At 21.9% G+C, this 23,610-nt stretch carries 23 protein-coding genes; 10 read left to right on the top strand and 13 right to left on the bottom strand.

The window, feature by feature from the left end; all coding sequences use genetic code 11:
* The 3 genes from ACTTA8_RS00005 to asnB all read right to left on the bottom strand — a co-directional run.
* Positions 1-839 (bottom strand): class I SAM-dependent methyltransferase (locus tag ACTTA8_RS00005; RefSeq protein ID WP_440653607.1); only part of this gene is annotated, 839 nt, incomplete at its 3' end.
* Positions 840-845: 6 nt separating this feature from the next.
* A complete protein-coding gene (locus ACTTA8_RS00010) occupies positions 846-1,529 on the bottom strand; it encodes a class I SAM-dependent methyltransferase (RefSeq protein ID WP_440653608.1) in 684 nt (227 codons plus the stop codon).
* Complete coding sequence (asnB, locus tag ACTTA8_RS00015; RefSeq protein WP_440653610.1) at positions 1,530-3,344, bottom strand: asparagine synthase (glutamine-hydrolyzing); 1,815 nt, start codon at positions 3,342-3,344, stop codon at positions 1,530-1,532.
* 37 nt (positions 3,345-3,381) lie between these two features.
* On the opposite strand from asnB, the gene ACTTA8_RS00020 reads away from it, so the two are divergent.
* On the top strand, positions 3,382-4,338 hold the full coding sequence (locus tag ACTTA8_RS00020; RefSeq protein ID WP_440653612.1) for an NAD-dependent epimerase/dehydratase family protein: 957 nt from the start codon (positions 3,382-3,384) through the stop codon (positions 4,336-4,338).
* A gap of 2 nt (positions 4,339-4,340) precedes the next feature.
* Positions 4,341-5,231 carry a glycosyltransferase family 2 protein gene (locus ACTTA8_RS00025; protein WP_440653613.1) on the top strand — a complete coding sequence of 297 codons (891 nt, stop codon included), beginning with the start codon at positions 4,341-4,343 and terminating at the stop codon, positions 5,229-5,231.
* Between the two features lie 2 nt (positions 5,232-5,233).
* On the opposite strand, the gene ACTTA8_RS00030 is transcribed toward ACTTA8_RS00025, so the two are convergent.
* From ACTTA8_RS00030 to ACTTA8_RS00040, 3 genes are read right to left on the bottom strand one after another with little or no spacing between them, the layout of a single operon-like run.
* Positions 5,234-6,052 carry a hypothetical protein gene (locus tag ACTTA8_RS00030; RefSeq protein ID WP_440653615.1) on the bottom strand — a complete coding sequence of 273 codons (819 nt, stop codon included), beginning with the start codon at positions 6,050-6,052 and terminating at the stop codon, positions 5,234-5,236.
* A 5-nt stretch (positions 6,053-6,057) separates the two neighbouring features.
* Positions 6,058-7,218 carry a DegT/DnrJ/EryC1/StrS family aminotransferase gene (locus ACTTA8_RS00035; protein WP_440653616.1) on the bottom strand — a complete coding sequence of 387 codons (1,161 nt, stop codon included), beginning with the start codon at positions 7,216-7,218 and terminating at the stop codon, positions 6,058-6,060.
* 1 nt (position 7,219) lies between these two features.
* Positions 7,220-9,133, bottom strand: coding sequence for an acyltransferase family protein (locus ACTTA8_RS00040; RefSeq protein ID WP_440653617.1), 1,914 nt, complete (start codon positions 9,131-9,133; stop codon positions 7,220-7,222).
* On the opposite strand from ACTTA8_RS00040, the gene ACTTA8_RS00045 reads away from it, so the two are divergent.
* Positions 9,124-9,603, top strand: a complete 480-nt coding sequence (locus ACTTA8_RS00045) for a GNAT family N-acetyltransferase (RefSeq protein WP_440653618.1) — start codon at positions 9,124-9,126, stop codon at positions 9,601-9,603. The two genes, ACTTA8_RS00040 and ACTTA8_RS00045, sit on opposite strands and share 10 nt — an antisense overlap.
* Positions 9,604-9,609: 6 nt before the next feature.
* Here ACTTA8_RS00045 and ACTTA8_RS00050 read toward each other — a convergent pair whose 3' ends face one another.
* From ACTTA8_RS00050 to ACTTA8_RS00065, 4 genes are read right to left on the bottom strand one after another with little or no spacing between them, the layout of a single operon-like run.
* Positions 9,610-10,662: an SDR family oxidoreductase gene (locus ACTTA8_RS00050; RefSeq protein ID WP_440653619.1), complete on the bottom strand. Its 1,053-nt coding sequence runs from the start codon at positions 10,660-10,662 to the stop codon at positions 9,610-9,612.
* Positions 10,663-10,665: 3 nt separating this feature from the next.
* A complete protein-coding gene (locus ACTTA8_RS00055; protein ID WP_440653621.1) occupies positions 10,666-11,577 on the bottom strand; it encodes an aminotransferase class IV in 912 nt (303 codons plus the stop codon).
* Positions 11,564-12,634 (bottom strand): putative sugar O-methyltransferase, encoded by a 1,071-nt coding sequence (locus ACTTA8_RS00060; RefSeq protein ID WP_440653623.1) that lies wholly within the window; start codon positions 12,632-12,634, stop codon positions 11,564-11,566. The genes ACTTA8_RS00055 and ACTTA8_RS00060 overlap by 14 nt, the downstream gene beginning before the upstream one ends.
* A 57-nt stretch (positions 12,635-12,691) precedes the next feature.
* Positions 12,692-13,309 (bottom strand): SIS domain-containing protein, encoded by a 618-nt coding sequence (locus ACTTA8_RS00065; RefSeq protein WP_440653625.1) that lies wholly within the window; start codon positions 13,307-13,309, stop codon positions 12,692-12,694.
* Between the two features lie 47 nt (positions 13,310-13,356).
* Here ACTTA8_RS00065 and ACTTA8_RS00070 point away from each other — a divergent pair, with 47 nt between their 5' ends.
* From ACTTA8_RS00070 to ACTTA8_RS00090, 5 genes are read left to right on the top strand one after another with little or no spacing between them, the layout of a single operon-like run.
* Positions 13,357-14,391, top strand: a complete 1,035-nt coding sequence (locus tag ACTTA8_RS00070) for an NAD-dependent epimerase/dehydratase family protein (RefSeq protein WP_440653627.1) — start codon at positions 13,357-13,359, stop codon at positions 14,389-14,391.
* Entirely contained in the window at positions 14,391-15,617 is a 1,227-nt protein-coding gene (locus ACTTA8_RS00075) for a class I SAM-dependent methyltransferase (protein ID WP_440653629.1), read from the top strand. Before ACTTA8_RS00070 ends, ACTTA8_RS00075 begins: the two co-directional genes overlap by 1 nt.
* Complete coding sequence (locus tag ACTTA8_RS00080; protein WP_440653631.1) at positions 15,617-16,144, top strand: dTDP-4-dehydrorhamnose 3,5-epimerase family protein; 528 nt, start codon at positions 15,617-15,619, stop codon at positions 16,142-16,144. The genes ACTTA8_RS00075 and ACTTA8_RS00080 overlap by 1 nt, the downstream gene beginning before the upstream one ends.
* Positions 16,145-16,155: 11 nt before the next feature.
* A complete protein-coding gene (locus ACTTA8_RS00085; protein ID WP_440653633.1) occupies positions 16,156-17,364 on the top strand; it encodes an HAD-IIIA family hydrolase in 1,209 nt (402 codons plus the stop codon).
* Positions 17,339-18,349, top strand: a complete 1,011-nt coding sequence (locus tag ACTTA8_RS00090) for a GHMP family kinase ATP-binding protein (RefSeq protein ID WP_440653634.1) — start codon at positions 17,339-17,341, stop codon at positions 18,347-18,349. Before ACTTA8_RS00085 ends, ACTTA8_RS00090 begins: the two co-directional genes overlap by 26 nt.
* On the opposite strand, the gene ACTTA8_RS00095 is transcribed toward ACTTA8_RS00090, so the two are convergent.
* The 3 genes from ACTTA8_RS00095 to ACTTA8_RS00105 are packed head-to-tail and all read right to left on the bottom strand — an operon-like array spanning position 18,346 to position 21,420.
* Positions 18,346-19,260, bottom strand: a complete 915-nt coding sequence (locus ACTTA8_RS00095; protein ID WP_440653635.1) for a hypothetical protein — start codon at positions 19,258-19,260, stop codon at positions 18,346-18,348. The genes ACTTA8_RS00090 and ACTTA8_RS00095 overlap by 4 nt on opposite strands.
* A 2-nt stretch (positions 19,261-19,262) precedes the next feature.
* Complete coding sequence (locus ACTTA8_RS00100) at positions 19,263-20,360, bottom strand: glycosyltransferase (protein WP_440653636.1); 1,098 nt, start codon at positions 20,358-20,360, stop codon at positions 19,263-19,265.
* Positions 20,335-21,420 (bottom strand): glycosyltransferase, encoded by a 1,086-nt coding sequence (locus ACTTA8_RS00105; RefSeq protein ID WP_440653637.1) that lies wholly within the window; start codon positions 21,418-21,420, stop codon positions 20,335-20,337. Before ACTTA8_RS00105 ends, ACTTA8_RS00100 begins: the two co-directional genes overlap by 26 nt.
* Before the next feature lie 48 nt (positions 21,421-21,468).
* On the opposite strand from ACTTA8_RS00105, the gene ACTTA8_RS00110 reads away from it, so the two are divergent.
* The gene (locus ACTTA8_RS00110; RefSeq protein ID WP_440653639.1) at positions 21,469-22,605 is read left to right on the top strand and encodes a glycosyltransferase; all 1,137 of its coding nucleotides are present in this window, start codon (positions 21,469-21,471) and stop codon (positions 22,603-22,605) included.
* Positions 22,592-23,473, top strand: a complete 882-nt coding sequence (locus ACTTA8_RS00115; RefSeq protein WP_440653640.1) for a glycosyltransferase — start codon at positions 22,592-22,594, stop codon at positions 23,471-23,473. The genes ACTTA8_RS00110 and ACTTA8_RS00115 overlap by 14 nt, the downstream gene beginning before the upstream one ends.
* The last annotated feature ends 137 nt before the right edge of the window (positions 23,474-23,610 follow it).

The raw sequence follows: 23,610 nt of genomic DNA on the forward strand, positions 1-23,610 counted from the left end.
AAAATAAATTGATTTTTAATTATTTTTAGTTTTGTAAAAAAATTTTGATTTTGAAATTTTAATGAGTTGCAAATATTTAAATTTAAACTTTGAGACATTTTATAAAATGTTCTTTTCTTAATAATATTTATATGCTCTAAAGGATGAGCACAGTCTTTATTTGGTATATATCTTTCATTAAGTTTAGTTTCGAATAAAAATGATGATGGAAATCTATGAAACATATAACCATTTATGTTTAATATTTTATTTAATTGATTGAGACTCTTTAATGGATATGCAACATGCTCAAGAACTTCCTCTGAATAGATAAAATCAAATTTCTCGTTTATTTGTTCTAGAAATCTAAAGTTTCTGATATGATTTTTAACTAAATATTGATGTCTTTTTTTGGAAAATTCACATGTACTTACGTTGAGAGATTTTGATTTCATGAATTTTGACCAGTATCCCCAACCACTACCAAATTCAAGAATTTTAATATTTTTTAATTTTCCATTAAATAAATTTGAAATCATTAAAAAATCTTGTTCAAGTTTATTTTTATTATTTTCAATAAAATTTAATTTTTTGTTGTAACTTTCATTTGTGGAAATTATCTCATCATATAAAAAATTTGACAATTCATTATTTGGAATAAACTTTTGGAATATTCCCTCACAATTTAAACATTTACATAAATTATAATATTTTGATTTAAGAATTTCATTAAGTGTGACTGATTTATAATATTTTTGAATAAAATTTGATAATCTAATATTAGAATAATTTTTCTTATATATAGATTTAAATTTATTTTTTTCACAAAATGGACAATCAAATCTTTCTAATAGATTCATACATTTTTATTTTTTGGCAATAAAATTAAAACCACCTGATTGTTTTGCGTTTTTATGTTTTGAAAAAATTACATCAATAAATTGATTAAATCTTAACCTTTCAAAGGTTTTTTTCCATAAGGATCCTAATAGTACATGCATAGATGAAGACAGTCTCCCCCTTACTGGGTATATCTCAATTTCTTTAAAATCCTTTAATAAATAAGATAGTCCATCTTTAGTATATCTATAAAAATCTTGAAAATGTAGATCATCTGGCGCATGGTAATGATATAAAAAAGGAACATATCCAAATAATAAGCCTTTGCTTTTAAGCATTTTATTTATATTTTTAATAGCAACAAAAGGGTCGTGCACATGTTCTAAAACTGCAAGACAAATAATAGCATCGAATTTATTGTATATTTCAGTTTTTTCTATCTCTACTGGCTCTGATAAATCAAATTGAATATCTGGATAATCATTAAAAACATTTATGTCCAAAGTCTTAATTCCTTTGCAGTTTATTTTTTGAAAATCATTTCTCATAGATTTACCAATATCTAGAACAACCATATCTTTATTAATCTTGCTGATTATTTCTTCTCTAAAATTTGAATATGATTTTAAATACTTTTCATTGATTTCTAACTTTGATACTAGATTTCGAAGTTTTGAATTATTTTTATCTGGATTCCCAATAACTATCATTTAATCTAATTGTAAAATATTATCATACCAAATCTGAAATAATATTATCGTTAAAGTTTGCCTTTTTATTTTCCAATTTTCTGATGGAAATCTATTAAAAAATTCTAATGTTTCATTAAAATTTAAAATATTTTGACTTTCTATTTTTTTTTTTTCAAAAAATTCTTTAATAATTTTGTTTAGATTAGTTTCTAAAAAAATTTTTTCAGGAGAAAACCAACCAGTTTTTGGCCTTTTGGTAATATATTTTGGCAAAATATTCATTTCTTTAAGTAAATATTTTCTATTTCTATTACTAAATTTTAAGCTATTTGATACAAAAAAGAATCTATTAATTAAATTTATATCTTGAAATGGAACTCTTGCCTCAACTGAATTAATCATGCTACATTTATCTAACTTATAATTACTTTCATTAGTAAGCCAATATTTTGTATCAAAGTAGTTAATGTAGTCTATTTTGTAAGCTGAGAAAAAATTATCATATATCTCATCTGAAAGATTATCATCAATTTCATTTATATTTTTAAATATTTCTTTATGCTCACCATTTTTAAAAATAGAATAATAATAAAGTGGAATTTCGTTATATTTAAGCTTGTTTATTTTATCGATTCTTTTAGACAAAAAACTTAAAAGGCTAAGTTTTTTTGCGAAATAGGCTGATTTATATCTATCATAACCACAAAAAATTTCATCTGCACCGTCTCCTGTTAGTACTACTTTTATATTATTTTCTTTTGCTAGTTTAGTTTGCCAATAAGTATTCAAGAAATTTAAATTTGACACAGGTTCATCAAGGTAGTTTGTAACTTTAATAAAATCCTCATACAAATCTTTCTCATTATTAACATAATGAACATGTAGTTTAAAATTATAATCTTTTGATATTTGTTCTGAAAATTCAAAGTCTACGTTAAATTTTTTAAATTTATCTTTTGGTAAAAAACACGTTGTAATTGCTTCAATATTTTCATTATATTTTTTTGCAATTAGAGAAACTGTTGTAGAATCTATTCCTCCAGATAAGAATGTTCCTATTTTTGTATCTGTAATTAAATTCTTTTTTACTGTGTTTTCTAATAATTCTTTACTAACTTTATTATCTGGTATTTTTATGGATTTTGACTTCGATAAGTTAAAGTATAATTTTTTATCAAGATTACTATTATATAAATTAAAGGTATAAATGTAACGGGGTTTAATTTTATTTACATTTTTAATAAGTGTTTTTTCTTCTTCAGTAAATCCAAAATTTAAAAAAAAATTTACACTTATTTTGTCCAGTTCTTTATTTGAAAGACTATATAAAAACCAAGCTTCAGAAGAAAAAAATAAATTATTATTTTGTTGACTAAAATAAAGAGGCTTTGTGCCAGTAAAATCCCTGGCCATAAAAATCTTTTCAGTTTTTAAATCTATATATACAAAAGAAAAAATGCCCTCCAATTCGTTTAAAATACCCTCACCTTTTTTTTGAAACAATTTAAACAAAACTTCAGTATCTGTATTTGTAGAAAAATTATGATCTGCTAGATATTTTTTTCTTAATTCATTATGGTTATAAATTTCACCATTAAAAAGAATTAAATTGTCATTATCATAAAATATTTTGTTTGAATCTTTGTTGAGGTCTTGAATAGAAAGTCTCGCAAAACCAACTTGTATTATTTTTGATTTGAATTTAATTTTTTTTATTTCTGAATAATCTGGTCCTCTTTCTTTAAGCCTATTAAAATAAATATTAAATTTTTTATTAATACTTTCAATTTGATTGTTATTGATATCTGAAATAAAACCTATAAAACCACACATTACTAATTTGTATTAACACTTAAAGTTAAAAAAATATATGAATATATTAATTACAGGTTGTGCTGGTTTTATTGGAAGTTCATTTGCATTAAAATTATTAAATTCAGAGAACAAACATAATATTGTAGGTATTGATAACTTAAATAACTTTTACTCAAGAAAATTAAAAAATAAAAGATTATTAAGATTGAAAAATTATAAAAATTTTAAGTTTTACAAAATAGATTTACTTGAGAGAAAAAAACTAGATACATTATTTAAAAAAAGAAAGTTTGAAATTATTTTTAATTTTGCGGCTCAGGCTGGGGTAAGGTATGTTTCGAGTCATCCTGAAAAATTTATTGAAAGTAATTTTTATGGATTTCACAATTTGCTAGAAGTTTCAAAAAAATATCCTATTTTAAAATTTTTTTATGCATCGTCGAGTTCTGTTTATGGAGATAAAAATAATTTTCCAGTTAGTGAAGAGGTAAAATTATACCCTAAAAATATTTATGGCCTAAGTAAAAAAATGAATGAGGAATATGTTAATTTAAATTATCGAGAGAAAACTAAGTATATAGGCTTGAGATTTTTCACAGTTTTTGGACAGTGGGGTAGGCCAGACATGTTGATTCTAAAATTTTTAGATCATGCAAAAAAAAATAAGACGTTTTTTGTAAATAACTCAGGTAATCATTGGAGAGATTTTACTTATATTGATGATGTTGTCGAAATATTAGAAAAATTAATGAATAAAAAATTTAAAAAATTTGAAATTTATAATATTTGTAGTAATCGCCCAATTCATATTAAAGAACTTTTAAAATATTTGATGAAAAAAACAAATTTTGAGAAAATTAAAAATAAAAAACATAATAAAATTGAAGCATTTAAAACGCATGGACAGAATAAAAAAATATTGAAAAAAATTAATTTTAATAAATTTTCTGACTTCTACAATAGTGTAGACAAAACAATTGGTTGGTATGATCAATATAATTATTTAATCTAATAATGGATTTAAATTATAATCAGAAAAGTGTTACTATTATAATTGTTACATATAAAAGTGATCACATTATCGAGAAATGTTTAGATAATATTGATAAAAAATTTCAAATATTATTAATAGAAAATTCTGACAATGAAGTATTAACTAAAAGATTAAAACTAAAATATGAAAATTTAAGAACAATTAATATTGGTTATGACTCAGGTTTTGGATATGCTTTAAATAGAGGTTTAGAAAATGTTAAATCTGATTATGTAATATCAATTAATCCAGATAGTTTTCCTGAAAAAGATTGTTTTGATAAATTAATTTCGACTGCAAATAAATACAGAGATGCTGTTATGATTACACCGGTAACTTATTTAAAAAACAATACAGAACAATTTTCAGCTTTTGGTTTTTTTAAAAAAAAAAAATTTCAAAAAAATGAGTTTAATATAATGGAAGTAGATTGGGTAAATGGTAATGTTTTTTTATTAAAAAAAAATATAATTAAGGAGATTGGAGCTTTTGATGAAAATTTTTTTTTAGAATATGATGAAAGAGATTTCCAAAGAAGAATATTTTTGAAAGGAAAGAAAATTCTAATCGACTTTAATGCTAAATCCCAGCATTTAGAGGGAAAATCCGCAGACCCTAAATTTGCATTTCAAATGAAATGTGAAGCTTCATGGCACCATGCTTGGTCAAGATATTACTATTATAAAAAACATTTTGGAGTATTTTATTCTTTGATGTTAAATATTCCATTTGCAGTAAAAAATTTTTTAAAATTTTGCATATTTTTTGTTATTAGAGATAAAAAAAAAACACAAATTTACAAACTATTCTTTTTAGGATCAATTAATTCTTTTTTAAATAAAAAATCACATTATAGGATTGAATTAGAATAAATTCATCCCCAAGTGAATTTAGCCATTTTTTTCTTTGTTAGCTCATCAGAATTTTTATATTCCTCTGTTCTATTGTCAATAAATAAGAGTTTATCTTGATTATCTAAACAGTAAGTTTCACTTTTTGGCCATTGTGAAACTGAAAAAACATTATTATCCGAATTCACTAAAAGTAACTCAAAACCATTTTTTTTTAGTTTGTTTGACAATCCTTTTCTTCCACCTTCAAAGTAGTTTGTTGCAATTTTCTTTGTAAAACCTGAAATATCAAAATTTAGATCTACTAAATCTTTTGCTAAAATAAAAAATGCTGTTGTTCTAATATGTGGATTTGGGAAAAGCTGAACATTAATTAAATGATTCAATCCCCATCTAATTTGTTGAAATATAGTATGTTGTTTATAATAGAGATTTAAAAACTGACTTGATAAACTTGAATAAGATGCAGTGGCGCCTAGAATACTCTTAGGTTTGTAATGATTTGCGAATATTTTAAGCCAATTATCTGAATTGGGTCTTGTGTGAGTATCTAAAAATAGAGTGTATCTTTCAGGAAACGCTTTAGCTATTCTAATATAACTTCCAATATCGAAATCATTTGGTTGATTACTGTCATCAAATTCAATAAAAGGATTTGATATTTTTTTTTTCCAATCCTCAATTAGGTTTTTATCTCTAAATTGTTTAAAACAAATTAGAAGATCATGATCTAAACCACTAGAAAATTGATTATATTTATCTAAAAATCTATTTAAATATTCAATTCCAAAAGGTTCATAAGCTACATAAGCAACTATCGGCTTACTAGAAAAATTAAACATCTAAATTATGCTTTTGACAATATATCTTTAATATTATTTGCTACTAGTATAGCATCTTTGTCAGACATTTTAGTATGTGTAGGTATTACAAGATATTTATTTTCTAATAAATCCATATTTGGAAACTTTTTGCCTTTACAAAACTTTTTAAAAATAGAGTATCTATCGTTTCTAAAATGGACTTGATTAGTTTCAATAAGTTTACTCCTCAATTTTTTTTGTAAAAAATCTTTACGATCACAAATTATTGTAGTTAACCATATTACTGGATCTATTTTCTTACTATTATTTGCTAAACAAGATAGTCCAGAAATATTTTTTAATAATTTTACATATATATTATGTATTTGATTTCTTCTTTTTTTTATAAAATTAAACTCCTTCATTGAATCTAGGAGTAGAGCCGCACCAATGTCAGTCATTTGATATTTATAACCAATATCAACTATATCGTTTTCCCAAGTTCCCCCTTGTTTTTTTGGCCTATCTATTCCGAACCATCTTATAATTCTTGCTTTTTTTGCTAAATTTTTATTTTTACAAACTAAAGCTCCTCCGTCTCCACTCGTGATGTGTTTAATAGCTTGAAAACTAAAAATAGTAAAATCAGCAAATTCTGTAATACTTTTACCATTATATTTTGCACCTAGTGATTGAGCTGCATCTTGGATTAGTGGTATTTTATATTTTTTTGAAATTTTTTGAAGTTTTTCTAAATTACATAATAAACCACCGTAATTTACAAATACTATAGCTTTTGTTTTTTTAGTTATAAGTTTTTCAACATGGTCAACAGAAATATTTAAATCATTCAAGTCTACATCAGCAAATTTTATTTTTGCCTTCAAATAAAGAAGAGGAATATTAGTTGCAGTACATGTAAAAACAGGGCAAATAACTTCATCGTTTTCTTTAATATTTGCTAGAATATATGCTAAGTGCAAGGCATCTGTGCCTGAACCAACGGCAACTGTAGGCATATTATTGCAAAATTTTTTTGAGAAATTTTCCTCAAATTTATCCACAAGAGGACCTTGACCAATCCATCTTGATGATAAAACTTTTTTTATTGAATTGTAAGAATCTTTTGAAATATGAGGATAAAATAAACTTATATGTTTGTTTTTACTTTCCAATAAAGGAAAATCTCTGAAATTTTTTTTCATATTATAGTTCTTTTATATTAATTTTTTTATTTAAAAAAGATCTTAGGCTTTTAACTAATACATAACTTCCGTCTACTGATAAATGTGTCTTATCCATGAAAATAAGCTTATTTATTGCTTTATTGTAAACCAAGCATTTTTCTTTAGGACATAGAGTATTGTAACTATCAAATATGTGGATATTTTTATATTTTTCTTCTAACCCAAATAGTTTGTAATTTAAAATTTTTAAATTTCTTTTTTTATAATCTATTTTCTTGCTTGAATAACAATCAATTTGTTTAGAAATACAATATAATGGTTTTTCAATATTATGTAAAAAAGGAGTGGAGTTAAAAAATATAAATTCAATATTTTTTGAATTAATAAGGTCAGATTCTAAAATTAAATTTAGTTTATTAATATTATTGATGTCTGTAACATAGATTATTTTTTTATAGTACTTTTTCAATATATTTAATTTTTTTTTTGGAGGCATTATTTTGTTTGTAGATTCAAAATATAAATTTTCTATTTCTTTTATATTATTAAAAGTATTTACATATTGAGCAGTGTGACTATTTCCAGATATAAAAAATAAATAATTACGATTTTTTTCCTTTAAACATTTAACAATTAAATTTGCTTCATTTCTATAATTAATATCTGAGTTTTCGTTACAATGTTTGTGAATTTCATTTTCATCAATGAAAATGTTTTGAAAAATTGCTTTTGATTTCCAATCATAATTTCTCTCTAAAAAATTTAGATCATAAATTTTTTTCCTTACTTTATATTTCAACTCTTGATCAAAATATTTGATATATATTAAAAAAGAAAATGAAAATGATAAAATTAAAACTAAAGGTAAAATTATTTTTGAAGTATATATCTTTTTTGAATTAATAAAAAAACTTTCTACATAATTAAATGTAAGAATTGAAAAAAAGAAGGTCAAAATAAAACTTAAAAAAATTATTAAATTATTATTTGATAGATAAATATTTAAAAAAAAAATAATTGGTAAATGCCATAAATAAAACGAATAAGAAATTTTTCCCAAGTATTGAAAAAAAAAGTTTTCTAAGAATTTAATCTTTTTGTATGATGTGATAAATAATCCAGCTGTCAAAACAGATAGAAGATTTTTTAGGATCATATTTTGAATAATATTAGTGAAAATTATTACCATTAAAAAAATTAAAAAGAATATTGCTACGTAAGGTTTTTTAAATATTTTGTTATTAATAAAAAAAAACAAGCATCCAATTCCTAATTCCCAAAATCTTAAAGGTGAAAAATAGAATGATATATCTGGATACTTTTTAAATAATATAAAAGATAAAAAAAAAGATATTAAAATTAAAACAATAAGAGATAACTCAAATAATTTTTCATTTTTATAAATTTTAAAAAAAATAAAAATTATAAAAGGATAAATTAAATAAAATTGTTCTTCAACTCCAAGTGACCAAGAGTGCGCAAATGGATTATCAAAAATATTGTAGAAGTATCCTTTATCAGAAAAGAGATAATAAAAATTAGAAATTCCAAATAAACTTGATAAGTAATCATTCCATAAAGATATCTCAGGTGGCCCAAAAATGAGATAAATTAAATATGTTACAGTAAGTATAAAAACTAGATTAGGTAAAATTCTTTTTGATCTTTTGAAATAAAAGTTCTTGAGATCAATTTTTTTATATTTTAAATAGTTAGAGTAAATTGATTGAGTAATTACAAATCCAGAAATTACAAAAAAAATATCAACACCCAAGTATCCATATTCAAAAAACTCAATTTTTAAATGATAAAAGAATACTAATAAAACAGATAAAGCCCTAAGAGTTTGAATGTGAAATTTATATGATGTATCTAAATGGTTATCTGTCATATATTCAATATATTTATTATATTGGTTGCGTAATGGAAGCATTAAAAATTTCAAAAATTAAAAAAAAAAATTTTAAATTGAGAGAATTTTTATATTCTATAAAAGAAAAAGAATTTAAGCTTAATAAAAATTTTAATAATACACCATGGGTTCATTTTAAAAATAAACTTTTCCATTTTTATAGAGTTAAATTAAAAAATAAAATAATTGGAATAGCAGTTATAATTAAATTAAGAAATCAGGATCATTTACAATTTTTATACATAGATAAAAAATCAAGATCAAAAGGATTAGGAAAAATGATAATTGATGCATTATTGAATAAAAAAAAATTTACAACAGTTCATGTTTACAAGAATTTAACAAAAAGAGTGACAATATTTTATAAAAATTCAGGATTTAAATTATCAAATTTAAAAGAAAATCATTCACTTCTAAAAAAGTGGATTAAAAGATGTGAAAAATTTGACTCTAAAACTTTCAAAGAAAAAAAACTCCTTTATTGGAAATGATTAATTCTAAATTAAGAATTTCATTTTTCTATCAATTATTTTTTTATTATAAAGATCCTCTAAATATTGAAGTCTGTAAAATTTTGTAGAGTTAAACGTTTTTTTGTTTAACTTAATCTTTTTTAAATCCCTTATAAGTTTAGAAATTCCTTTATCTAAATTATACTTTGTTTTATAAGAAAATGTTTTTTCAAAACTTGAAAAATTAACTTTGTAATCTCTTTTGTCTTTACCTCTTTTTATAATGTTATCTGATACCAGTTTTTTTTCTTTTTTAAGAAAAATTATTCTAGAATTTTTTACTTTATTCTTGATCATTTTAGCTACATTTAAAATTTTAAAGTTATCTACATTTGAACCAATATTGAAAATTTGATTATTAAATTTTTTATTACTTTTGATAACTTTGTAAACGGCATTACAAGCATCAGATATCTCTATAAAAGGTCTGTATACTTTACCATCAGAGTTAAGTTCAATTTTTTTTGTTGATATAGCAGAACCACAAAACATATTAATAACAATGTCAAATCTCATTTTTTGTGACAAACCGTATAAAGTTGAAAATCTCATAATTATTGGTCTAAATTTATCATTTGAAATTTTAATTAAATATTTTTCCACTTCTTTTTTATTTTTTGAATAATGAGTGATTGGATTTAATTCACCTTTTTCATTAATGAGCTTTTTTGTTTTTGATGCACCATATAATGAACAACTTGAAGGAAAAATAAATTTAATCGAATATCTTTTGCAAATTTTTGCAATTCTTTTTAGATATATCAATTCTTTTTTATGGAAGTTTTTTTCTTCTTTTTTAAAAACTGGATTATTTGAATATCCAGCAAAACCAATGATGGATGTAAATTTTTTTAAGTAATCTTCACTTAATTTTGATGCACATGATTCTCTAATAATAATTTTTTTTGTCTTAAAAATATTACAATTTTTAAAATAATTTATATCTGTTCCCTCACAATAAATGTTCTTAGTTTTTAAGAATTTAATTAATTCTGAACCAAAATATCCGTTTGAACCTACAATTAAAACCTTTTCCATAAATCAAAATTTTAAATATTGTTTGACAAAATCTAAACCAACAATTTTGCTATATTCATTCTGAATAAGATTTAAAACTTTGTATTCATCAATTTTTTTGAAATATTTTTTTTTATCTAAGCTTCTAATTGGACAAATTCCCCAACCTGTTGCTGTAATAAAACATTCATCTGCTTTATATGCTTCATTTAACTTTATATTTTTTTTTATAAATTTAAGGTTATTTTTTTTTGATATTATTTCTATAAAATGACGCACAACTCCATTTAATACTTTTTCATCCTTAGGAGTAAAAATTTTTTTTCCTTTAACAAAAAATATATTAAAGCCATATCCTTCATTAATATTTTTATCTAAATCTAAAAGTATCGCATTACCTTGTCTGTCAAATTTCCAAACTTCTTCTCTTGCTAAAGATAAGTTTACATAATTTGCTGCAATTTTTCCTCTAGGGTCTACACATATCTCTGGGGTTCTTCTGATTTTAGAAGTGTGTAATCGTAAGCCATCAGTGTAATATTTTGAATAATTTTCAAACTTAATTCTATTCATTTCAATAATACTTGATCCGCTTCTAGTAAATCTCATAAAACACCACAAGTCGTCGTTTTTACCAATATATTTTTTGTTATTACTTAGAATTTTTTTTATAATTAACTTTATTTTTTTTTTAGTAAGATTGATTTTTATTCCTGTGTATCTTGAAGTTTCCCAAAGCCTTTTTAAATGAAAATCAACATGATAAGGCTTTTTATTAAAAGTTCTAAATGTATCATATATCATTTCACCATTAGTAAATCCAAGATCATAAATTGATATTTTAGCATCTTCACTTTTAATAAATTTTCCATTGATATATACAATCATTTTCTTATGAGTACTGTATTTAGTATTTAAAATATTATTTTGTTTCATAAGCTATTTCATAATCATTTGAAGGAAAAAGAGATCTTTTCTTAAAAATTTGTTTCCAATTTTGATTAATAGAATAGTCATCCTTATTGTGTACAGAAAGTCTATCAAATGAAAATGGAACATGAGCATCTTCATGAACTTTGAAATAAATTTTTTTTGAAATTTTTGAAGCTACATGCATATATTCTTTAATTGTACTTTTTTTCATTTCATGAAGGCAATCAATTGCTAAAAAAATATCAAATTTATGATTTAATAAGTTAATTTGATTTGGAAATAAAAGAACTATATCATTATTTTGTATAACTTTATCTAAATCATTTTTATCAGTTACATCAATTGCATATGATATCTTTTTATTTTTTAAAGACAACTTAAGCCTTTTATATGCCGATGGGAGAGCAGGTGGAATATCAATCAAAATATATTTTGAAACTTTATTATTACAGCTAAAAATACATTCGCACATTCTGCCATTCCCAGAACCAATTTCTAAAATTTTATTATCTTTTGAATTTATTAATTGCTCAATATTTTCATATTCAATTAAAGTTCTAAGTTTTTCTTGAGTAATTTTAATACCATCAACATTGTTATATATTTCATCATTTCCAATAAAAGTTTTATCATTCAAATTATTTATTAATGAAAAAATTTTTTTATTTTTAATATTATTATAAATAAGATTATTTAATATGTTCAACTTAATTGAATGCTCTGATTTTAATGAGGGATAAATTTTGAATAAATCTCCAAATATTTGATTATTATCAAAGTTTTTAATCAATTCAGATATAGTTGAGTCCGAAAAATCACTATGAAAATTAGGGTTATTAAATTGAAAATCATCTGCACTTTCTTTATTATTATATTTTTCAATTACTTTTAAAATTTTAATAATCGCAAATTTATGATTTGTTGAAGTTTTTTGATAATCTACACTTTCTAAAAATTTATTCATAGATATTATTAGATTTTTATCAAAATTTTTTTTATCAGCATTTATCCAATATTTTTTTAAATCTTTAGAAACAAACAAGTTGAAAACATTTGTCATAGTGTATCCTTTAATAAATTTTCTTATTTTTTTTAAAAAATTTATCATTTAATTTTATTAGAGAATTTCAGATGATATTTTTGAATTTTTAAACCTTATATACTGAGATATCATGTGCATTATTGATTGAAATAAATCCTCAGTAAGACCATAGTTTTTTGTATTTAGATTTATGTAGTATTTTGAATATTTTTTAATATATTTATTCTGATTAAATCCAATTAAAGAAATAATTTGTAATTTTTTTTTGGTAGCAAACTTGATAACTCTTAAAATATTTTTTGATTTTCCTGAACAACTTATGATTACTAATGTATCTCCAATTTTTGAAAAATTTTCTAGCTGATTTTCAAATACTTTATCATAACCTAAGTCGTTAGATATAGCTGTTATCAATTCTATGGAATTTGTAAGAGATATAACTTTAGGTAAAAGTTTATTTTTTGAGGAAAATTTAATACCTTTATTAAAGTCACATAAAAAATGATTTGATATTGAAGCTGAACCTCCATTTCCACATACAAAAATATTTTTGTTATTCTTTATTACTTTTTCTAAATGGGTTGAAATTTTTTCAAGTTCATCAAAATGCTCTTTTTTTAAAATGTTAGATAATTTATTTATGTAAGTTATAAAAAAAGACTTTGCTGATATATTTTTTTGAAAACGCTTCATAAATTTATTTTAGTGCAATTATTTAATAAATCTATAAAGAAAGACAAATGAAAATTTTAATTACTGGATCCAGAGGTTATATCGGGACACGTTTGTGCCAAATACTAAATAAAAAATATAAAAATAAATTCGACATTATTGGTTTGGACAATAATTTTTACCAATTTAAAAAAAAATTTGAAAAAAAATTTTTATTAAAGGACTTAAGAAATATTAAAATTGAAGATCTTAAAAATATTGATGTTGTAATTCATCTGGCTAGTCTCTCTAATGATCCACTGGGCGAGTTAAATAAAGACCTTACCAAGCAAATCAATCACAGAGCTACAACAAAATTAGCAAGATTATCCAAGAAGTCTTATGTAGAGAGATTTATTTTTATTTCAACACAAAGTGTCTATGGCATATCGAAATATAAAAATAAGACAATAAGAGAAAATGATAAAAATATTAAACCTATCACAGAATATGCAAAATCTAAATTAAGAGCGGAAAAAGAATTGTTAAAATTAGCTGATAATAAATTCTGCGTTGTAATTTTGAGACCATCTACAGTTCATGGTCCATCAGAAAATTTTAGAAGTGATATAGTTTTAAATAATTTAGCTGCTTCTGCATTTACAAAAAAAAAAATCATAATCAATACAAATGGTAAACCTTATAGACCAGTATTGTATATAGATGATTTGTGTAAAATTATTATTTCATCTTTTCTTAAACCTAAAAAACAAATGCAGAAAAAAATATTTAATGTAGGGTATCCTGGTAAAAATTTTACAATTTTGCAAATTGGAAAAATGGTTAAAAAAGTTTTTAAAAATGCGCCATTAATAGTTTTAAATAAACCAAGTCATGATGAAAGATCTTACAAAGTCAATTTTGATTTATTAAAAAGTAGCTTTTCAGACACAATTAATTTTAAAAATAAAAATATAATAAAGGATATTAAGAAACTGAAAATGTATTTTATAAAGAAAAAATTTACTTTAAAAGATTTTACATCTGATAAAACAAATCGAATTTTAAAATTAAGAAAACTTTTAAAATCAAAAAAACTAAATAAAAATTTAAAGTTTAATTAATGTATAAAAAAATTAAAAAATGCAGATCATGTAGCTCTAGTTTTTTATCATTTATAGTAGATCTTGGTAAACAACCACTTGCAAATGCTTTAATAAAAAAAAAAAATTTTAAAAAAGAAATTAAAGTTCCATTGGAGTTAGTAGTTTGTAATAAGTGTAAATTAGCTCAATTAAACCATACAGTAGATCCAAAAGTATTATTTCAGAAATATTTATGGGTAACTGGGACATCAAAAAAAATAAAGTCTTACAGGAAGTTTTTCTTTGATGAAATAAATAAAAAAATAAATTTACATCAAAAATTTATTTGTGAGATTGCAAGTAATGATGGATTTTTTTTAGAGTATGTTAGAAAAAAAAATGAAGTGATAGGGATTGACCCAGCAAAAAACATTGCAAAAATTTCCAATTTAAAAGGTATAAAAACTTATACAGATTTTTTTAATTTAAAAACAGCAAACAAAATAATCAAAAAACATAAAAAAAAACCAGATTTAGTAATTTGTAGAAATGTTATTCCTCATATTGAAAATATTCAAAGTGTAATGAAGGGATTGAATAAATTACTTTCTGATAATGGAGTTGGTGCAATAGAATTTCATAATGCGAAAAACTTGATCATAAATAAACATTATGATTATATTTATCACGAACATATTTTTTATTTCACACTTACATCTATAAATAATGTTCTTAAAAAACATGATTTACATGCGTTTGATTTTTTTCAAAGCCCAATAAGTGGAGGATCTTTCGTAATATTGTTCAAAAAAAATAAAACAAAAAGAACTAATCGGTTTAAATTGATGATTGAGAAAGAAAGAGATTTCAAAATAAATTCTGTATCTAACTGGAAAAAATTAGATAAAGTTTGCAAAAATCACAAAAAAAATTTTGCCATTATATTAAAAAAGTTAAACCAAATACAAAAAATTTCAGCATATGGAGCATCAGCGAGAAGTTCAACTTTGATTAATTATTTAAATTTAAATAATAAATTGATTGATGTTGTTTTTGACAAAAATAAATTAAAAACTAATCTATTTACGCCAGGAACACATATTAAAATTTTAAAGCCTTCAAGAAGTATCATTAATAGATATAAATTATTAATAATTTTTGCATGGAATTTTAAAGAAGAGATAATTCAATATTTAAAAAAAATAAAATTTAAAGGTGAAATAATTTTACCTCTTCCAAGAATAAAAATAATAAAATTAAAATAATGAAAATAAAAAAAACAAAATTTAAAAATACATTTATTATTCAACATAAAAAAAATTTTGATAACAGAGGTTTTTTTATGAGAAGTTTTTGTGATAATGAATTAAAAAAAGCAGGTATAAGTTTTAAAATAAGACAAACAAACTTATCTTTTAATAAAAAAAATTTAACTTTAAGAGGTTTTCATTTTCAAAAATCACCATATTCAGAAGATAAAATAATTACTTGCTTAAAGGGAAAGTTGCTCTTAGTCTTGTTAGATCTAAATAAAAAATCTAAAACATATTTAAACCATATTAAAATAATTTTAAGTGAAAGTTTAAATGAATCTGTTCTTGTATCAAAAACTTGTGCAACAGCATTTTTAACTCTTAAGTCAAATACTTTAGTAAGTTATTATATGACAACTTACTACAAAAAAAATAAAGGTTCTGGTATTAATTATAAGGACCCAAAATTAAAAATCAAATGGACAAAGCAACCAAAAGTAATCTCAAAAAGAGATGCAAATTTTTCATTTCTGTCATAATTTAAATTTTGATGCCAAATATTAAGCAGGGCGTAATTCTTTGTGGTGGTCTCGGGACAAGATTGGGCTCATTAACTTTAGATAAACCAAAAGCAATGATTGAGGTTGCAGGAAAACCTTTTTTAGAACATTTAATTTTACAACTTAAGAAAAATGGCATTTCAAAAATATTGTTATTAGTAGGTTATAAAAACAATATAATCCAAAATTATTTCGCAGATGGTAAAAAATTTGATGTAAAAATAAAATATTCCTATTTACCAGAAAACTTTGATACTGGTTCAAGAATCTATAAAGCCAAAAGATTTTTGCATTCAAAATTCTTATTACTTTATTGTGATAATTATTCTTCATTAAATGTAAAAAAATTAGATATTGCTTTAAATGAACCAAAAAAAAAAATTATTTTTTCATTAGTAAGAAAAAAAAATGGAAATTGTAAAATTAGTCAAAACGGAAATATTTTTTATAAAAAAAAAAGAAATACAAAATATCCTTTTGTTGAAATAGGATATATGGCTATAAAAAAAGAGGCTCTTGATAAGCTAACAATTGAAGATTTTAATTTTTCAAGTTTTTTAGAAAAAATATCAAAAAAAAAAATTAGTCTTGGTTATATTGAATTAAATAGTTATTTAAGCATCGGTGATAGAAAAAGACTTTTAAATACTAAAAAAACATTTCTAAATAATAAATATATTTTAGTTGATAGAGACGGAGTTTTGAACTTTAAATCAAGAAATCATAGATACATAATAAATAAAAAAAACCTTAAAATTAATATTAAATTCTGTAAAAAATTTCCGGAAAAATCAAAATTAATCTGTATTACAAATCAAGCAGGTATTGCAACAAAAGATATTAAAATGAAGGATTTGATGCAAATAAATTATGAAATTATTAAATATTTAAAGAAAAAAAAAATTAAATTGACTAGATTTTATATAAGCACAGATCATTTTAATTCAAAATCTATTAAAAGAAAACCAAATCCTGGTTTATTTTTTAAATCAGCTAAAGATAATAATTTTATACTAGATAAAACTTTTTACATTGGAGATGATAAAAGAGATATAGAGGCTGCTTATAATGCTAATACGCATGCAATTTATATTGGAAAAGAAAAGTTTACTGCTAGAGAAAAGAAAAAATATGAATTTATATTATTAAAAAATAGTATAAAAAAATTATATAATGAAAAACAAGAATTCAAATTTTAAATATAAAATTGTTACCACCAAAACACCCCTAAGGATATCATTTTTAGGTGGAGGTACAGATATGCCTTATTTTTATGAAAATTATGGTGGTATTACAATAAGTAGTTCTATAGATAAATTTATCTATGTGACTATTAAAAAACATACTAATTTTAATGAAAAATATAGATTAAATTATTCTGAAACAGAAATAGTAAACAAAATTGATAAAATAAAAAATTTAAGAATTAGAGAAACTCTAAAGTATTTAAATGTAAGAGAACCCTTATACATTAATACGATTTCAGATCTTCCATATAATACAGGATTAGGATCGTCTAGCGCATTTTTAATAGGTTTGATTAAAGCAATATATAAATTAAAAAATATAAATATTAAATTGTCCAAAATTTGTGAGATCGCTTTTAAAATCGAAAATAAAATTACCAATAACTCATTAGGTAAGCAGGATCATTACATAGCCGCTTATGGGGGGCTAAAAAAAATTTTATACAGCAAAAAAATAGTAGATGTAAAAAGAGTAAATTTAAAAAACAAAAATCTTAAATATTTGAACGAAAATTTAATTTTTTTTTGGACAGGCAAACTACGATTATCAAACAAAAATCTTTTACAACAAAAGAAAAATTTTAAAACAAATCTTACAAGCCTAATAAAATTAAAAAGTCTATCACTTGAATTTGAGAAAGAGTTAAAAAAATCTAAACTAAACTTGAAAAAAATTGGATATTTTCTTGATATCAACTGGAATTTAAAGAAAAAATTTTCAAAAGATATATCTAGTAATCATTTAGACAAGATTTACAAAACAGCAATTGATAATGGTTGTTATGGAGGTAAATTGTTAGGAGCAGGTGGTGGAGGTTTTTTTTTATTTATTTGCGAAAAAAAACATCAAAAAAAAGTTATAAATAAATTGAGTAATTGTAAAAAAATTAATTTTAATTTTGAAAATTCAGGGGTGGAAACTTGTTTTTTAAATTAAGAAGAAAGTAATTTTTGATAATACGCAAAGTATTTATTTAAATTTTGTTTAATTTTAACGTTTTTGACTATTTTATTTCCATTAATTCTACACATAGGTTGGTTGTAAATAGCTTTATTTTCATAAGCAACTTCAACTTTTTTATTAAAAAATTTTTCAAATTTATTACGCAGAGCTTCAATAAAAAGCTTATTTGTAGAACAAATACCTGACGGAAAGTAATTGATTTTATTTGATTTTGACAAGACAATTTTTTTATACATTTTGCTTAATAAATCTATGTGAATATTATCTCTAATATAGTTAGGATGTGATATTTTAGCATTTTTGTTGTTTAACCAATTTTTAATTAAGTAAAAATTTAATTTTTTTTCCTCATATATGCCCCACGGATTTGTTATGTAAATTGATCTAAATTTTATATTATTTTTTTCACATAATAATCTTATTTTATCAAAACTTTGACTTTTAGAAATTCCATAATTATTTACAGCTCTATATTTTTTAGATGGTATATTTTGAAAGATTGTATTTGATATAATAACAGTAGCTTTATAATCAATTTTCCTAAAAACTTCCTCAATGTTATTTGTATTTTCTTTTAATGACTTTTTAAGATTAAACTTTGAATTATCATTATAGTTTTTTGTTAAAGCATGATGAAAACAAAAAACATTAAACCTAATTTTTTCCAATAAATTAGTAAATTTTTTATCTCCAAATTTTATTTTTTTTACAAATATTACATTTTCTTTTTTTGATAATAATTTAATTCTCATATATCTCAAAGATTCGTACTGATTTATGTTTTTGGTTAAAGTGCAATAAATTTTAATATTTTTGACTTTCGATAATTGATTAACAAAATGAAAACCAGTAAATGATGATGCTCCTAAAAATAAAATATTCATAATTATTTTAATGAATTGATTAATTTTTCATATTTTTTTAAATTTGACATAAAATCAAATCTCTTGTCCTTAATAAATTTAATTTTTCGTTTTTTTTTGGTTTTTAAAATAAGCAATGAGAGTTTTTTATAATTTTTTACTTCAAATAATTTACCATATCTACCATTTCTTAAAATTTCTTTAGGACCTGTTTTACAGTTTGATGAAATAATAGGTACCCCTAGTGAAACAGCTTCTATCAATGTATTTGGAAGACCTTCATATAATGAACTTAAAATAAATACATCGGCTTTTAAATAATAAGGATATACATTTTTTTGGTAATTTAAAATTTTAACAGAATTACCTAATTTGTTGTCCTTGATGAAAGATATTAAGTTTTTATATTCGACACCCTTACCTATTATTAATAATTTGAACTTTTTTTTATTTTTAATTAAATTTAAAGCCTTTAGAATTGTTATCTGATCTTTTTGAGCTACTAGTCTTCCGATTGATAGAAGATTTGTAATGTTTTTTGAATTTTTAAAAAAAGTTTGTTTAATATTTTTTTTTGTTAATCTATTAATAATCTTTTGTTTCTCGAATAAATTATAAATTACAGCTGATTTTAAATTGAAATATTTTTTAAATTCAGTTTGAAAGTCTTTGCTATTAACAATTATATTGTCAGCTTTTTTAAAAAAAAACTGTATCAACTTCCTTTTTAAAAAATTCTTTGCATAGAAAATTGGACTTTGGTTTGATCTTATGATGACTCTATATCCTAAAATTTTAGAGGCTAATATAGCAGAGACATTAGCTTGAAAAGAAATTATTGTAGCCTTATTGTCCTTAGAATATTTGTATAGTAAATAACAACAATATATACTTTTAGTAATTCTACTTTTGTTATTAAAAAAATCACTTTTTGAAGAAATAAAATTAATTTTTTTATTAAAAAACTTTTTTTTATTCTTGTTCGCAGTAATCAACGATACGTTATGATTATAAGACAGTCCATTACTTATATTTATAAGATTTTTTTCAACACCTCCTTCTTCAATAGAAGGACAGAAAAAAATAATATTATTTCTAAATTTCTTTAAAGATTTTTTCATATGCATTAATATGATTTTGAATATTAAATCTTTTTAACGATTTATACATTTTGGTAATTTTATTTTTATTAGGAAATTTTAGATTTTTTAATATTAGTTTTGATAATTTCTTAGTTTGTCCTATCTTTACGAGATCCCCATATTTACCATTATTTAAAATTTCTTTAGGTCCTGATTTACAATCAGTTGATATAATTGGTATTTTAAAAATCCCTGCTTCAACCAAAACGTTTCCAAATCCCTCATATAATGATGTAAGAACAAAAAGATCAGCTATTTTATAGTATTTAAATACGTTTATGTAATCTTTAACAATTATGATTCTATTATTTAATTTATTTTTATTTATAAAATTGCTGATTTTTTTTTTTTCAGCACCATAACCCACCAATAAAAGATTTGCATTTACCTGATTGTGAATGTCTTTAAAACTTTCTAATAACATCGAATGATTCTTTTGTTTTTCAAATCTAGCAACATTTAAAATAATTTTAGTGTCACTATTTTTTTTCTTTTTAATAAACTTTAGAATGTTTTTATCAAAAGATGGATTGTAAATCGTAGTAACTTTTTTTTTGCATAATTTTTGCAAATCTCTTCCAAGCTCTTTGCTTATAGCTATTATCCTATCTGAAAATCTATATGTTAATTTAATTAAAACTTTAATTATTTTATCTTTAATCTTACCTGAATAATTTAATTCTATAGGATTATTTCTTTCAATTAAAATTATTTTAACCCATTTAATTCCTAATAAGGATATTATTGAAATTACATTCGCAAAATTTTGATTAGATAAAAAAATAACTTTAGAAAATTTTTCTTTATTTTTTTTGACAATTTCTCTTAGATCAAAAATTGAAAATATTACTCTTTTTTGTTTTATGACTTTAATGTCAATCTTCCTGTTTAAATAATAATTAATTTTAGGTTTTTCCAGTGTAATAAAGGTAATACTATACTTCTTTTTATCTAAACTATTTATTAATCGAGATAATGAAAGGTCTGCACCACCAATTCTAGAATACGGATGAAAAAAGTATAATTTAATTTTTTTCATAATTTTAATTTTAATAGAAGATATATATATAATAACAATTATCAATTTATGAAAATATATTACTGGTCACCTTTTACATCTTATGTTGCAACAATTAAAGCAGTTATAAATTCAGCTTACAGTCTTAAAAAATATTTTTATCACGACACATACATCCTAAACTCTTTTGGTGAATGGAATAATTTTAAAAAAGAAATAAAAAATAAAAATATAAAAATTTTAGAAAATAAAAAAAAAGGTAAAATTAAATTTGTAAGTGGATATATATTAAGTCGAATTTTATTTGTTAAGATTTTTATTAAATCATTTTTTTTTCTTAAAAATATCTTAAAAAAAAATAATCCAGAATATTTAATCATTCATTTAATTACTTCATTGCCATTAGTTTTATTCTTTTTTTATAACTTCAAGACCAAACTAATCTTAAGAATATCTGGTCAGCCTAAATTTAATTTTTTTAGAAAAATGATTTGGAAATTATCAAAAAATAATATTCATTTTGTTACTGTGCCAACAATTCAAACTTTAAATAAAATAAAAAAAATGAATATTTTTGATCAAAAAAAATTGTACTATTTACCTGATCCAGTATTTTTAAAAAAAGAAATAAATTCCAATCACAAAAAAGAGTTAAACTTTAATAATAAATATATTTTAAATGTTGGAAGATTGACTGAGCAGAAAAATCAAAAAATATTAATTAATTTTTTTTCAAAAATTTCAAAAAAATATAAAAAAATTAATTTATTAATATTAGGTGAAGGTGAAAAATTAGATGAACTAATGAACTTAGCAAAAAAACTTAATGTTGAAAAAAGTATAAAATTTCTTGGACATAAAAAAAAAGTTTATCAATACATTAATAAATCAGTTTGTGTGATAGTTTCTTCTTTGTGGGAAGATCCAGGTTTTGTTATGATAGAGTCTGCTGCTTTAAAAAAAATAGTTATAAGTAGTGATTGCCCCAGTGGTCCGAGAGAATTTTTTAATAATGGAAAAAGTGGTTTTCTATTTAAGAATAATAATATTAAAAGTTTAATCTCAACTTTTGATGAATTTATGTCTACAGATAAAAAAAAAATAAAAAAATATATTAAAATTAATTACATAAATTCAATGAAATACTCAGAAATAGAGCATAGTAAAAATTTCAATAAATTATTTCAAATCAATGAAAAAAGATAAAATAGTTATTTGTATTTGTTCTAGAAATTTTAATAATAATTTTGTCAATTTATTAGAAAATATTTTTGAAAATCAAATAAGTTATAATTTAAATATAAAAGTTTTAATTGTATTTAATAATTTTAAAAAGATTAAATCAGTAGAGGAAAAAGTAATTAAAAAAAAGTTAAGAAAAATAAAATATAAAATTTTTTATGAGAAAAAAATTGGAATTTCATACGCACGTAATAAAATTTTAAAGCAGTTAAAATTTTTGAATTTTGAATATTGTTGTTTTTTAGATGATGATTGTAAAATTAAAAAAAATTTTTTAATTTCTCATTTAAATTTTATAAAAAAAAGTGGAAGTAAAATAATTGGCGGTCCCCAATTATATATGTCTAAAAAAGCATTTTTTAGATTTTTGGAGAGAAATTTTCAAAACAAATCCTTAGTATCATGGGCTTCAACAAATAATGTTTTTTTTGAAAAAAGTATTTTGAAACATAAATTATTATTTTCAAATATTGTAAGTCAGTACGGATTTGGAGAAGATCAACTTTATTTTTATAAATTGTCAAAATTGGGTGAGAAAATTATTTGGAATAGAAATCCAACTTATGAAATTAAACAAAAGAACAGAGAAAACATCAAATGGTTTTTACAAAGAAATTTTAAATATGGCTTAACTGGAATTTTAATTGATACTGAAATTTATGGATTTTTAATAGCTATTGTACTTAATTTAATTAAATTAATCTTAAATTTGTTTTTGTCAGTTTATTACATATTGATTTTACCGATAAATCCAATAAATAATTTTTACAGAAGTTTAGGTTTTTTTTTCAGATTTTTAGGAAGATTATTTAACATTATTAAGTATAGATAATGACAGCAGAGTCAAATTATTTAAATCAAATCCTTAAATTTATACTTTATCTTTTTCCTGTATTTATAATACTGGGTAATGCTTTAATTAATTTATCATTAGTTGTTATTTGTTTGATATATTTTTTTAAATGCTTT

It is taken from the genome of Candidatus Pelagibacter sp. HIMB1506 (assembly GCF_052047935.1).
Lineage (GTDB): Bacteria > Pseudomonadota > Alphaproteobacteria > Pelagibacterales > Pelagibacteraceae > Pelagibacter.